Raw genomic sequence first — 12,735 nt, 5'->3', positions numbered from 1 at the left:
TATGAGTAAGGAAGTTATTTTAAAAGTTGAAAATTTATCTAAACAATATCGTTTAGGAACTTTAGGTACTGGAACAATAAGCCATGACTTAAATCGTTTTCTGGCTAAAATTAGAGGAAAAGAAGATCCGTATTTAAAAATTGGAGAATCTAATGATAGATCATCTAAAGGAGGATCAGAGTATGTTTGGGCATTAAAAGATATCAATTTTGAAGTTAAAAAAGGAGAAGTTCTTGGAATTATTGGTAAAAACGGAGCAGGAAAATCTACATTATTAAAAATACTTTCAAAAGTTACGGGTCCAACCACAGGTTCAATAAAATCAAATGGTAGAATAGCTTCTTTGTTAGAAGTTGGTACTGGTTTTCATCCAGAAATGACAGGGAAAGAAAATATATTTTTGAATGGGGCAATTCTCGGAATGACAAAAAAAGAAATAGCTTCTAAACTAGATGAAATAGTTTCTTTTTCTGGGTGTGAACGTTACATAGATACACCTGTAAAACGTTATTCAAGTGGAATGAAAGTGCGTTTGGCTTTTGCAGTTGCAGCTCATTTAGAGCCAGATATTTTAATTGTTGATGAAGTTTTAGCTGTTGGTGATGCTGAGTTTCAAAAAAAAGCCATTGGTAAGATGCAAGATATATCTAAAGAAGGAGATAGAACCGTATTGTTTGTGAGCCATAATATGGCAGCTGTTAAGAGTTTATGTACGAGAGCTTTTGTTATACATAACGGAGTAATTGATTTTGAAGGTAAAGTAGAGGGTGCTATTAATGAGTATTTAAAAGGAGGGAAAGCTAATTCTTTTAAAGAAAATTATGATATTAGAAAAGGAAATGGTTTAGTTAAAGTAGTAAAAACTGAAATATACGGAGAAAACCAAAACGTATCACCTCAAACTGCTAAACCTTTTCATTTAGAGTTTTATCTAGAAAACAGTAAAAATAGTATTGAAACTAAAGATCTTCGTTTAGATGTAAAAATAGATGATCAATATGGACAAAGAATAGGGTGGCTGAGCAATTGGTTACATAAAGTAGAAAATCTTGAAAAACCTAATTCAATTTTATTTAAATTAGAAAACTTGCAGTTAAATGTAGGAAGATATTATATAAGTACAGACATGTATTATAATAATACTAGAACAGATTGGTTACAAAACTATACATATTTTGATGTTACAGAAGGTGATTACTATTCTAACGGAAAAGTGATTCCTATTGAAGAAGCTAGAATTTTATTAGATTTTAATGTAAGTTTTAAGTAATGAGAATACTATTTATTTGCCCAGATATTAATAAACCTACGGGAGGTATTAAACAAATATACAGACAGGTAGATGTTTTAAATAAAAATGGTTTTAAAGCTTTTATCTTACATCAAAATCGTTCTTTTAAATGTACATGGTTTTATAACTCTACCCCTATATTATATAATTCTAAGATTTTTAAGGATATAGAACTTTTAAGGTTTGGGAAACCAAAAGGGTTACAAAAGATAAGAAAACTTATAAACAAAATAGTAACTTTTAAAATTAACAAAATAAATAATCAAAATATAGAAATAACTGAGTCAGATATTTTGGTTTTTCCTGAGGTTTATGGTAATAAGGTGGCTAAAATATTACCAGGTATAAAGAAAGTAATCTATAACCAAGGATGTTATCAGACTTTTTTTGGACATAATTTGGATTTAAATAATAAAGAAACACCTTATTTAAATAAAGATTTAATAGCGATAATAGTAAACTCAGAAAATGGAAAAAAATATATAAATTATTCATTTCCCAAAAAAGATTTATATAGAGTACACTATGGTATAGATCGTAATAATTTCTATTATCAGAAAAATAAAAAGAGACAAATAGCTTATATGCCTCGAAGGTTAAAAGTTGATTTGTTACAAATAATTAATATATTAAAATTTAGAGGCGTTTTAGAAGGTTGGGAATTAGTAGAAATAGATAACATGACAGAGAATCAGGTTGCTGATGTACTTAAAGAAAGTGCTATTTTTTTAAATTTTAGTATTAACGAAGGTTTTGGTATGCCTCCTGCAGAAGCAATGGCTTGTGGTTGTTTGGTTATCGGTTATCCTGGGAAAGGAGGAGATGAATTTTTTAAAGAAGAGTTCAGTTATCCAATACCAGATAGAAATGTTTTGATGTATGCACAAAAATTAGAACAGCTATTACTTAATTACGATAAAAATAAATTAAAGCATTTAGAACAAGGTAAAAAAGCATCTGGGTTTATTTTAAAAGAATATTCTATTGAAGTTGAGGAAAATGATATTACATCTGTTTGGACTTCAATTTTTGAAAAAAATAATTTTAATAAATAGTTTATTTATAACCATCTTATTTTTATAAAATTAAATATGCATAAGGTTTCTATTATTTTACCCAGTTATAATCATAAACAATATTTGTTAGATAGATTAGATTCAATCAAAAATCAAACATATAAGTATTGGGAGTTAATTATAATAGATGATGCATCTACAGATGGAAGTATAGAGGTACTTAAAAAGTTTAATGAAGAAAATTCAAATAAAATAGCAGATTTTATTATTAATAAAAATAATTCTGGTAGCGGATATAAATCTTGGCAAAAAGGAATAGAATTAGCAAAAGGAAAATATATATGGATTGCTGAAACAGATGATTATTCTGATTGTTTTTTTTTAGAAAAATTAGTTAATGCCTTAGAGAATAATTCTAAAGCAGCTTTAGCTTTCTGCAATTCTGTTTATGTTAATGAACATGGAAAAAAAATGTATACCTCTAAAAAAAGAACACATGATTTAGAGGTAAAGAAAAAAACATCAAAAGTGTTTGATAATAAGTTTTTTATGGATACTGTTCTTTTTAACCCATACATTACAAACGGAAGTGCAGTTGTGTTTAAGAACCCTTCTAATAGTATCCCAAATAAATTATTTAGTTACAAACAATCATCTGATATGTTTTTATGGACTTATTTAATAAAAGATAGCGGTTTTGTATTTGTAAATGATCATTTAAATTATTTTAGAAGACATGAAAATTCCACTACTGTAAAAAATAATATTAGTAATTTAAAAATGATTTATTCGGAAAAAATATCTTTTTTAAATTATTTTAATTTTAAAGATAAAAAAAAGGAATTTTTACAACATTACATTAAGTATTATGTATGGAACAACAAAAAACAGTGGTATAAAATAAATTTTTTATATAGGCTAAATGATAATAGGTTTTTGGCTTTTTTATATTACAAACATCTACTTAGATTTTTAATAAACAAAATTTAAAAATGGCTAAAAATAACTTATTAGTGTCGGTAATTATACCAACATACAATAGAAAGCAATATTTAGAAAAAACAATACTAAGTGTATTAAACCAAACATACAAAAACATAGAAGTATTAGTTATAGATGATGGGTCTTCTGATAATTATGCTAAATCCGTTTGTGAAAAATTTAAAAAATGTTTTTACTATTATAAAAAAAATGGAGGAGTCTCATCTGCAAGGAATTATGGAGTAAAAAAAGCAAAAGGAAGCTTTGTAGCTTTTTTAGATGATGATGATATATGGATGAAAGAAAAATTAAAAATCCAGATAAATGCTCTAAATAACCATAATGATGTTGATTGTGTACATGGTCCTGTAGAAGTAATAGATGAGTTTGATAATAGGAAAGGTATATTCTATGGAGCTTCAAAAGAAAAAATACATAAAAGATCTGGATATGTTTTTTGGAATGCACTGGGAGTTTGGCTTGTAAAAGCCTCTACACCACTTATTAGAAAAGAAGTTTTTAAAGGAACTCTTTTTTTTGATGAAGGTATAGAAGTAGGAGAAGATACAGATTTTTACCAAAGAATGTTTTTTAAACACAAAGTATTGTATATTGATAAAGTTTTAACTCAATATAGAGTATATTCGGAGAGTAAAAGTTTATCATCTCAAGTAGAAAAATATAATGGGCTTGAGAAGAAAATTTTTAATAATTTTATTAAAATGGGAATAAAAAATCCAATTATTTTAAATAAAATTGCTAGAAAGTTATTACTTTCTAAGATGAGGAATTTAAATACATCTAAAAATAGTGTAAAATTAAGCTTTTTTAAAAAGTATTTTTTACCAATATATACTTTAAAAAATATAAAATAATGACACACATTTTGGTTACGGGAGGAGCAGGAAACGTTGGAAGTTCTTTGGTAGCAAAACTTTCAGAGAATAAGAATAACAAAATAATTGTTTTTGATAATTTATTAACAGGTAATCTTAATAAGGTTCCAAATAAAGAAAATGTAATTTTTATTAAAGGAAATGTTAATGATTATAATGATATTTCTGGAGTTTTCTTTAGATATAATTTTAACTATGTTTTTCACTTTGCGGCAGTGGTTGGTGTGCAAAGAACACTTAATAATCCTCTTTGGGTATTAGAAGATATTAAAGGATTTGACAATATTTTAAAATTATGTAAAAACACAAATGTAAACCGAGTATATTTTTCATCTTCTTCTGAAGTTTATGGAGAACCTTTTGAAATACCTCAGAATGAAAAAACCACGCCTTTAAATTCTAAATTACCTTATGCTATAGTTAAAAATTTAGGAGAATCGTATTTAAAATCTTATCATCAAGAATTTAATTTACAATATTCTATTTTTAGATTTTTTAACACTTATGGACCTAACCAAAGTGATGATTTTGTAGTTCCTAAATTTATTGACTTAGCCTTAAGAAATGAAAATATTACCCTTTATGGAGATGGTTTACAAACAAGAACGTTTTGTTATATTGACGATAATATAGATACCATTATTAAAATACATGAAAACTCTTTAGTCAAAAATGACGTTATTAATATTGGGAATGATGTTGAGTTAACAGTAAAAAAATTAGCTGAGTTAGTTGTTAAATTAACAAATTCCAAATCAAAAATAGTTCATGTACCAGCTTTAAAAGAAGGAGATATGAACAGAAGGTGCCCTGATATTCATAAGATGAGAGAAATTTTACAGAGAGACTTAGTTTCTGTAGAAGAAGGAATTCTTAGATTAATTGATTTTAAGAAAAAAAATACAAATGTTATCAAATAAATTAAGAAAGTTAAAAAAAACCATTAAAGAAATTGATAAAATTCATAGAAGTAATGATGATGCATATGCTTTACAATTCATTTTAAAATTATTTCCAGAATATAGTTATTTACCATTTACACCTTTTTCTTTAAATCCATTTACCATTTTACATATATTGAATGATATTTTGTTTAATGACAGAAAACAAATTATTGAGTTTGGTTCAGGAATATCTACAATTATTATTTCTAGGTTTATTAAAATAAATAATTTAGAAACCAAAATTTTAAGTTTTGATAACAACGAAGGATGGTTAAAAATAATATTAAAACAACTAGAAAAATATAATTGTTCAGAATCGGTTAGTTTAGTTCATAGCCAATTATCAAAACATAATAAAGATATTTTTCAAAAATATGATAATGAGTATTGGTACGATTTAGATGAAGTTTATAAAAATATAAATGCACTAAAGGAACAAGTCGATTTAGTAATTATAGATGGCCCAAGTACAGATACATCTAATCATATAAGATATACTGCTATTCCTGTTGTTAAGGGTAAATTATCTAGATCTTGCTGTATATTTTTAGATGATACAAAAAGACCTTATGAAAAAGAAATTTTATTAGAATGGAATAAAGATTTAAAAGGTAATTTAAGATACCAAAAAGTTTATGGTACTATTACCAAAGGAGATAATTTTTCTACAAATCCGTTAAGTCACTAAAAATTACTGTCTATGAGGATTGGAAATAACCCCGCTAAAGAAAATAGTAATCTAGAAATAGAATCCTATCACAGGGTTGTTATACCTGTTTATATACCAAACTTGGATGAAGAATATTTTAAAGATGGTTTAAAAATATTAGTTTTATGTTTAGAATCTCTTTTATCAACAATACACTCTAAAACAAGAGTAACTATAATAAATAATAATTGTTGTCCTGAAGTTGTTAATTATTTACAGAAAATATATAAATCTAACGACTTAGTGGATCAGTTGCTACAATCTAAAGTTAATTTAGGTAAAATAAATGCAATTTATGCTGCAGTAAAAAGTAATTTAGAACCTTTAATATCCATTTCGGATGCAGATGTTATGTTTTTACCTAATTGGCAAAAAGAAGTAGAAAAAATACTAGATGTGTTTCCACAAGCAGGAATGGTATCTCCTGTACCAACAAGCTTAGGTTATAGATCAGAATATATATACAGTACTATATACTATGCTCTTACAAAAGGGAAGTTAAAGTTTTCTGATGTACAGAATCCTAAAGCAATGATAAATTTTCAAAAAAGTATTGGCAGAAAAAAAATGTACAATAAACAACATTTAAGTAAATATTTAACAATTAGTAAAGATGAGACTAAAGCTGTAATTGGTTGTGGACATTTTGTGGCTACTTTTAGAGCAGAAGTTTTTAAAAAAAGCCCTAATGAGGTTTGTAAGCTTAAAATTGTTGGAGGTAGTGAATCTGATTATTTTGATATACCCAATGATAAAGCTAATTTGCTTAGACTAGCTACTACAAGTAATTATGCGTATCATCTAGGAAACACTATAGAACAATGGATGATAGAGGAGTTAGATAAGATTAAAAAAAGTAATTTTACAAATAATCCTTTAAAATCTCTTTCTAATGTAAAGTATGTTAAAAAACAAGGTTATTTTATAGGTAAGATTTTGCATAGAGTTTTGTTTAAGAAAGCAAAAAAAATCTATTTTTCATATAAAGGAATGAAAGCTGATTATTAATTATGTTAAAAGAAACACGTATTTTAATATCTAACATTGGGTTACCTTCTAACATTATTGGGAGTTGGTCAACAAGACTAAGTAAGTTTATCACAAATAATCCAGATTTTTTTGATTATATTTTATCACCTGAAAAAGAGGGAACAAATAATATATTTTGTCAAAAAAAAAACTTTTTTACCTGGAATAAAAAGGTAAGAAACTTAAATTTAAAATATTGGGTAGCTAGAGATTATTTGAATTCAATATCAAAGTTATCAAAAAAAGCAAAAAAAATTACTATTGTTGTTTTAGATGATTTACACTTGTTAGAAGCAATTGCTTTAGAAAAATATAAATTTAATTGTGAAATTAATTTAATTTTTTCTTTTCATGGTTTTAGTTTAAAATTAGATGAATTGATATTAAATAAAGTAGATAAAGTACTTTTTTTAACAAATTTAAGTTACAAAGACACTCTTAATACAAAAGAAACTTTTACTCCAGAAGTTGTTATTGTAGGTAATGGTGCAGATTCATCAATATTTTATCCGTTAGAAGCAGTTGATAAAAGCAAGCAAAAAACTAAAATGGGATTTCATTTTAATGACCAAATTATTTGTTGGATGTCTAATCCTAGAAGAAAAAAAGGATTACACATCTTCACTAAAATTATAGATGAAATTAATAAATTAAATGTACCTGTAAAGTTTATTATAATAGGTTCTAATCTTAAAATTAATAAAAAAAATGTTTTTAATATTGGTCGAATTTCAAATCATGAAATGGCTAAATATTTACAAATATCAGATTATTATTTTTTTACTTCTTTGTGGAAAGAAGGTTTTGGACTTTCTTTAGTAGAATCTATAAAATGCGGAGCTAAAATTATAACATCTAATAATGGGGGGATTCCTGAAGTTATTTCAGGGTTACATAATATTACAGTTGTAGATAAACCTAATATGTTAGAAAATTGGTTATTAGCTTTTAAAAAATCGTACAATTCTAAAAAAGAAAATATAACAATAGAAAAAGCTTCTTCTATATGGAGTTATGAAGACTGGGAAGAAAAATTTAAAAAATCATTATTATAAAAAAAGATATTAAAATTTTGAATAATAAATTTATAGAAATAAAAGGAAGAAAAATAGGAAAAGATTTTCCTCCGTTTGTAATTGCAGAAATAGGAATTAATCATGAAGGTTCTTTAAAAGTAGCTAAAGAAATGGTTGATGCTGCCCATAGAGCTGGTGCAGAATGTGTTAAACATCAAACACATATTGTAGAAGACGAGATGAGTGGTGCTGCCAAAAAAGTAATTCCAGGAAATGCGGATGTTTCTATTTATGAAATAATGAAACGTTGTGCTTTAAACGAAGAAGATGAAATTGAATTAAAAGAATATGTAGAAAGTAAAGGAATGATTTTCATTTCTACTCCATTCTCTAGAGCAGCAGCAGAAAGGTTAGAAAGAATGGGAGTTTCTGCATATAAAATTGGTTCTGGAGAGTGTAATAATTATCCATTATTAGAACATATAGCCTCTTTTGGTAAACCTGTAATTTTAAGTACAGGCATGAATACGATAAAAAGTGTAGCTAAAGCTATAGCTATTTTTAAAAAAGCTAATGTTCCTTTGGCATTATTACATACAACAAATTTGTATCCTACACCGCCACATTTAGTTCGTTTTGGAGCAATGCAAGAATTGTCTAGTAATTTCCCAGATAATGTCTTTGGACTCTCAGACCATACTTTAACCAATCATGCTTGTTTAGGAGCAGTTGCATTAGGAGCCTCTATCTTAGAACGACATTTTACAGACCATATGCAAAGAACAGGACCCGATATTATTTGCTCTATGGATGAAAACAAATGTAAAGAACTTATTGAAGGTAGTAATTTAATTTGGCAAATGCGAGGAGGCACAAAAGAGCCTGTTAAAGAAGAGCAGGTAACTATAGATTTTGCTTTTGCTACAGTAGTTGCAATAAAAGAAATTAAAAAAGGAGAGACTTTTACAAAAAATAATCTATGGGTAAAAAGACCTGGAACAGGAGAAATTTTAGCTGAAGATTATAATTTTATTTTAGGAAAGAAAGCAACTAGAGATATTGATAATGATACGCATTTAGGCCTAAATGATATTTCTATATAATAATGACTGATATTATTAATTTTATTTCGTTTCTTCAAAAAAAAGTTTTTAAACCTATTTTAATTCCTAGTTACATAGTTAATAGAGCTTTAGAAATTACTATTATGGATGTAAAATATCATTTTCCAGAAATTAATGAAAACGAAATTAAATTTAGGATAATTAATAATAATAATAACGAATTAGCCATTTTTTTATACCGATTAGGTAGCGAATTACATAATGATAATCTAGATAATTTAACGCCTCAGGTACATTGGTTACTAAAAGAATTATGCACTTGTGAAATTTATTTTAATAATAAAATAGATGTAGGTTTTTATATAGTTCATGGGCAATCTACCGTTATTGGAAGTAGAAATAAAATTGGTAAAGGTTTTAAAATTCATCAAGGGTGTACAATTGGGCATAAAATTAATGGAAAAGGAGCAGGTAATGTCATAGGAAATAATGTAGTTATGTACTGTAATTCTTCTATTATAGGAGAAAATAAAATAGCAGACAACGTTGTTATTGGAGCCCATACTCTTGTAAATAGGGACGTAGAAAAAGATAAAATTGTAATAACAAATACTAAAACTATTTACAAAGAATAAATGAAAAAGATAGTTTTTCTAACAGGAACTCGTGCAGATTTTGGGAAACTTAAATCTTTAATAAAGATCACTCAAAAATCTACAGATTTTGAAGTGCAAATATTTGCTACAGGAATGCATTTAGATGATAAATATGGTCTTACTGTAAATGAAATTTATAAAAGTGGTTTTACAAATATAGCTACTTTTCAAAACCATGTTGGAGCTGAGTTTATGGATAGAACTCTAGCAAAAACAATTCAAGGTTTTTCTGAATATATAGCTATTAAAAAACCAGATTTAATTATTGTTCATGGAGATAGAGTAGAAGCTCTTGCAGGTGCTATTGTTGGTAGTTTAAATAATATTTTGGTTGGACATATAGAGGGAGGAGAGATATCTGGTACTATTGACGAACTGATTAGACATTCTGTTAGTAAATTATCTCATATACATTTGGTTTCTAATCTAGAAGCTAAAAAAAGATTGATTCAAATGGGGGAATTAGAAAGTTCTTTGCATGTTATAGGTTCTCCTGATTTAGATTTAATGAACCCTAAAAAATTACCTAAATTAACACAAGTTAAAAATTATTACGACATTAAATTTAAAGAGTTTGCTATTGTAATGTATCACCCAGTAACTACAGAATATCATAAGATTAAAGAACAAACTAAGATCTTTGTTGATGCATTATTAACATCAACGAAAAACTATATTGTTATTTACCCTAATAACGATTTAGGTACTAAAGAAATATTAAATGAATACAAAAGGCTTGAAAATAATAAAAGATTTAAAATTTTTCCTTCTTTAAGATTTGAATATTTCTTAAAACTTTTAAGTAAAGCACAATTTATAATTGGTAATTCTAGCGCTGGTATTAGAGAAGCTCCTTTTTATAATATTCCAACAATAGATGTAGGCACTAGGCAACATAATAGAGGTAATGCTATTTCTATTAAGAATGTAAAGCATAATAAGCTGCAAATATTAGAAACAATAAATAATATTGAAAATAGTTGTAAAAACAATGAAAATATAGAATTTGGAAATGGAGAAAGTGATATTTTGTTTTTAGAATTACTTAAGAGAGAAAATTTTTGGAAAGTAAGTAGACAAAAACAATTTCAAGATTTATAGAATGAAAGTATTAGCAATTATTCCTGCAAGAGGAGGGTCTAAGGGAATTCCTATGAAAAATATTATTAATTTTAGGGGAAAACCATTAATGCAATGGACTATTGAAGCCGCATTACAGTCTAATTATATAACAGATATCCTAGTATCATCTGATAGTGATGAAATTCTAGAAGTTGCTAAAAAAAATAAAGATGTTTTGCTATTAAAAAGACCTAACTATTTAGCAGAAGATTCAACCAGAACAGAACCTGTATTAAAACACGCTATAACTAGTCTACAAAATAAAAAATATGACTACATTATTCTATTACAACCAACTTCTCCATTAAGAGATTCTAAAGATATAGATGCATCTTTTAAAAAAATAGAAAAACACAATGCAGATTCTTTAATTAGTGTTTGTAATGTAGAGCATCATCCGTACAAAACTTTTAAATTAGATAAAAATGGTTTCTTAAAAGGTATTATTAATAATGATTTTCCTTTTAGTCCAAGGCAAATATTACCCGAGACTTACAGAGCAAATGGAGCAATTTATATTATTAAAACTAAGAAATTTCTTGAAAAAGAATTGTTAATAACAGACAATACAATAGATTACCAGATGAGCAAACTAAAAAGTTTAGATATAGATACTAAAGAAGATTTAATATAATAGTTTATGAGCATTTTAATTGTGGTTCCCGATGGTGTAGGTATTAGAAACTACTTGTTTTCAGATATTATTCCTTTACTATTAAAATCTAAAAATAAAGTAATTGTATATCATTCTTTAGATGCTAATGCACTAAATGAAGTAAAAAAACTACATAAAATAGATTTTGAAGATAAAAAAAATATAAATTATAAAGAATCTATTAAACATAAATTTTTTAGAGAAACCATTGCTTTTGCTAGGTTAAACTACAACGCAAAATTAGTAAAAAATACTACAATTTTAAAGAATTGGAATTATAATAGAAAAGGTGTACAAAAGATTTTTTATAAGCTAGTACAAATTTTAGGTAAGTTTTGTAGTAAAAAATATTCTCGAATTTTATGGTTAGAAAATAAATACGAAAACTTTTCTCTAAAATTTTCAAAGAATGAAATAGATTTTTTAAAAAAAATAGAACCAAAAACTATTTTTTGTACTCATCAAAGAGCTATTAAAGCAATACCTATAGTTAAAGCTGCTAATTTATTAGGAATAAAAACAGTTGGTGTAATTTATTCTTGGGATAATATACCAAAAGCTAGATTAGCCGTTAAAACTGATAAATATTTAGTTTGGTCTAAGTACATGAAAGAAGAGATTAAACTATTTTACCCAGAAATAAGTAAAGATAGAGTTATAGTTACTGGTACACCTCAGTTTGATTTCTATAAGGACAAAAGTAATATCTTACCAAAACATGTTTTCTTTGAAAAATATAATTTAGATGTAAAAAAGAAAACAATTTGTTTTTCTGGTGATGATTTACTGACCTCTCCTTATGATCCAAATTATTTAGAAGATATTTGTGAAGCTATCGTTAAAAATGATCATGAAAAAGAGTATCAAATTATCTTTAGAAGATGTCCAGTAGACACATCGGATAGATATAAAAATATATTAAAGAAATATGCAGATAGAATTATTCCAATAGAACCAGCATGGAGTAATAATTCTAAAAACTGGACAACTTTATATCCTTATTATGAAGACATAAAAATACTTACAAATATTTGCGCTCATTCAGATTTTGTTATTAATTTAGGATCTACAATGGCTCATGATTTTGCTTTTTTTAATAAACCTGCAGCATATTTAAATTACAATACAGTTAAAGATTTTAATTGGGATGTAGATACCATATATAAATTTCAACATTTTAAGTCAATGCCTACAAAACAATCTGTATATTGGATAAATTCGAAAGAAGAAATTTTTTCGGTTATTAAAGAAGCTATAAACCAAAAGTATTCTTCAGGTACTAAATGGTTAAAAACAATAAATTTAGATAGTGATAACATTTCTAAGAATATTGTAAATAATCTTATTAATTAAATT

General features: G+C 26.3%; 13 protein-coding genes. All 13 read left to right on the top strand.

Annotated features, from left to right (window positions below; genetic code table 11):
* The first annotated feature begins 1 nt into the window (after window position 1).
* Genes ACYPV9_RS05435 through ACYPV9_RS05375 form a run of 13 tightly spaced genes read left to right on the top strand, consistent with a single transcriptional unit; the run spans window position 2 to window position 12,732 of the window.
* Entirely contained in the window at window positions 2-1,270 is a 1,269-nt protein-coding gene (locus ACYPV9_RS05435; RefSeq protein ID WP_459742171.1) for an ABC transporter ATP-binding protein, read from the top strand.
* Complete coding sequence (locus ACYPV9_RS05430; protein WP_459742169.1) at window positions 1,270-2,346, top strand: glycosyltransferase family 4 protein; 1,077 nt, start codon at window positions 1,270-1,272, stop codon at window positions 2,344-2,346. The genes ACYPV9_RS05435 and ACYPV9_RS05430 overlap by 1 nt, the downstream gene beginning before the upstream one ends.
* Window positions 2,347-2,382: 36 nt before the next feature.
* Window positions 2,383-3,297, top strand: a complete 915-nt coding sequence (locus ACYPV9_RS05425) for a glycosyltransferase family 2 protein (protein ID WP_459742167.1) — start codon at window positions 2,383-2,385, stop codon at window positions 3,295-3,297.
* Between the two features lie 2 nt (window positions 3,298-3,299).
* On the top strand, window positions 3,300-4,163 hold the full coding sequence (locus ACYPV9_RS05420; protein ID WP_459742165.1) for a glycosyltransferase family 2 protein: 864 nt from the start codon (window positions 3,300-3,302) through the stop codon (window positions 4,161-4,163).
* A complete protein-coding gene (locus ACYPV9_RS05415; RefSeq protein WP_459742163.1) occupies window positions 4,163-5,104 on the top strand; it encodes an NAD-dependent epimerase/dehydratase family protein in 942 nt (313 codons plus the stop codon). The genes ACYPV9_RS05420 and ACYPV9_RS05415 overlap by 1 nt, the downstream gene beginning before the upstream one ends.
* On the top strand, window positions 5,091-5,816 hold the full coding sequence (locus tag ACYPV9_RS05410) for a class I SAM-dependent methyltransferase (protein WP_459742161.1): 726 nt from the start codon (window positions 5,091-5,093) through the stop codon (window positions 5,814-5,816). Before ACYPV9_RS05415 ends, ACYPV9_RS05410 begins: the two co-directional genes overlap by 14 nt.
* A 12-nt stretch (window positions 5,817-5,828) precedes the next feature.
* Window positions 5,829-6,845 (top strand): glycosyltransferase family A protein, encoded by a 1,017-nt coding sequence (locus ACYPV9_RS05405; RefSeq protein ID WP_459742160.1) that lies wholly within the window; start codon window positions 5,829-5,831, stop codon window positions 6,843-6,845.
* 2 nt (window positions 6,846-6,847) lie between these two features.
* Window positions 6,848-7,921, top strand: a complete 1,074-nt coding sequence (locus tag ACYPV9_RS05400; RefSeq protein ID WP_459742158.1) for a glycosyltransferase — start codon at window positions 6,848-6,850, stop codon at window positions 7,919-7,921.
* Window positions 7,922-7,938: 17 nt separating this feature from the next.
* Complete coding sequence (gene neuB / locus ACYPV9_RS05395; protein ID WP_459742156.1) at window positions 7,939-8,985, top strand: N-acetylneuraminate synthase; 1,047 nt, start codon at window positions 7,939-7,941, stop codon at window positions 8,983-8,985.
* Between the two features lie 2 nt (window positions 8,986-8,987).
* Window positions 8,988-9,581 carry an LbetaH domain-containing protein gene (locus ACYPV9_RS05390; RefSeq protein ID WP_459742155.1) on the top strand — a complete coding sequence of 198 codons (594 nt, stop codon included), beginning with the start codon at window positions 8,988-8,990 and terminating at the stop codon, window positions 9,579-9,581.
* Window positions 9,582-10,703 carry a UDP-N-acetylglucosamine 2-epimerase gene (gene neuC, locus ACYPV9_RS05385; protein ID WP_459742153.1) on the top strand — a complete coding sequence of 374 codons (1,122 nt, stop codon included), beginning with the start codon at window positions 9,582-9,584 and terminating at the stop codon, window positions 10,701-10,703.
* Between the two features lies 1 nt (window position 10,704).
* Window positions 10,705-11,358: an acylneuraminate cytidylyltransferase family protein gene (locus tag ACYPV9_RS05380; RefSeq protein ID WP_459742152.1), complete on the top strand. Its 654-nt coding sequence runs from the start codon at window positions 10,705-10,707 to the stop codon at window positions 11,356-11,358.
* A gap of 6 nt (window positions 11,359-11,364) precedes the next feature.
* The gene (locus ACYPV9_RS05375) at window positions 11,365-12,732 is read left to right on the top strand and encodes a hypothetical protein (protein ID WP_459742151.1); all 1,368 of its coding nucleotides are present in this window, start codon (window positions 11,365-11,367) and stop codon (window positions 12,730-12,732) included.
* Window positions 12,733-12,735: the final 3 nt, after the last annotated feature.

It is taken from the genome of Polaribacter sp. OB-PA-B3, from assembly GCF_054589375.1.
This window is presented reverse-complemented; position numbering and strand designations above follow the sequence as displayed.

Bases quoted from the DNA above. Each gene is read 5' to 3' on its own strand.
- ACYPV9_RS05415 (WP_459742163.1), top strand. From the start codon at position 4,163: ATGACACACATTTTGGTTACGGGAGGAGCAGGAAACGTTGGAAGTTCT.
- ACYPV9_RS05400 (WP_459742158.1), top strand. From the start codon at position 6,848: ATGTTAAAAGAAACACGTATTTTAATATCTAACATTGGGTTACCTTCT.
- neuC (WP_459742153.1), top strand. From the start codon at position 9,582: ATGAAAAAGATAGTTTTTCTAACAGGAACTCGTGCAGATTTTGGGAAA.
- ACYPV9_RS05430 (WP_459742169.1), top strand. From the start codon at position 1,270: ATGAGAATACTATTTATTTGCCCAGATATTAATAAACCTACGGGAGGT.
- ACYPV9_RS05420 (WP_459742165.1), top strand. From the start codon at position 3,300: ATGGCTAAAAATAACTTATTAGTGTCGGTAATTATACCAACATACAAT.
- ACYPV9_RS05435 (WP_459742171.1), top strand. From the start codon at position 2: ATGAGTAAGGAAGTTATTTTAAAAGTTGAAAATTTATCTAAACAATAT.
- ACYPV9_RS05390 (WP_459742155.1), top strand. From the start codon at position 8,988: ATGACTGATATTATTAATTTTATTTCGTTTCTTCAAAAAAAAGTTTTT.
- ACYPV9_RS05405 (WP_459742160.1), top strand. From the start codon at position 5,829: ATGAGGATTGGAAATAACCCCGCTAAAGAAAATAGTAATCTAGAAATA.
- ACYPV9_RS05425 (WP_459742167.1), top strand. From the start codon at position 2,383: ATGCATAAGGTTTCTATTATTTTACCCAGTTATAATCATAAACAATAT.
- ACYPV9_RS05380 (WP_459742152.1), top strand. From the start codon at position 10,705: ATGAAAGTATTAGCAATTATTCCTGCAAGAGGAGGGTCTAAGGGAATT.
- ACYPV9_RS05410 (WP_459742161.1), top strand. From the start codon at position 5,091: ATGTTATCAAATAAATTAAGAAAGTTAAAAAAAACCATTAAAGAAATT.
- ACYPV9_RS05375 (WP_459742151.1), top strand. From the start codon at position 11,365: ATGAGCATTTTAATTGTGGTTCCCGATGGTGTAGGTATTAGAAACTAC.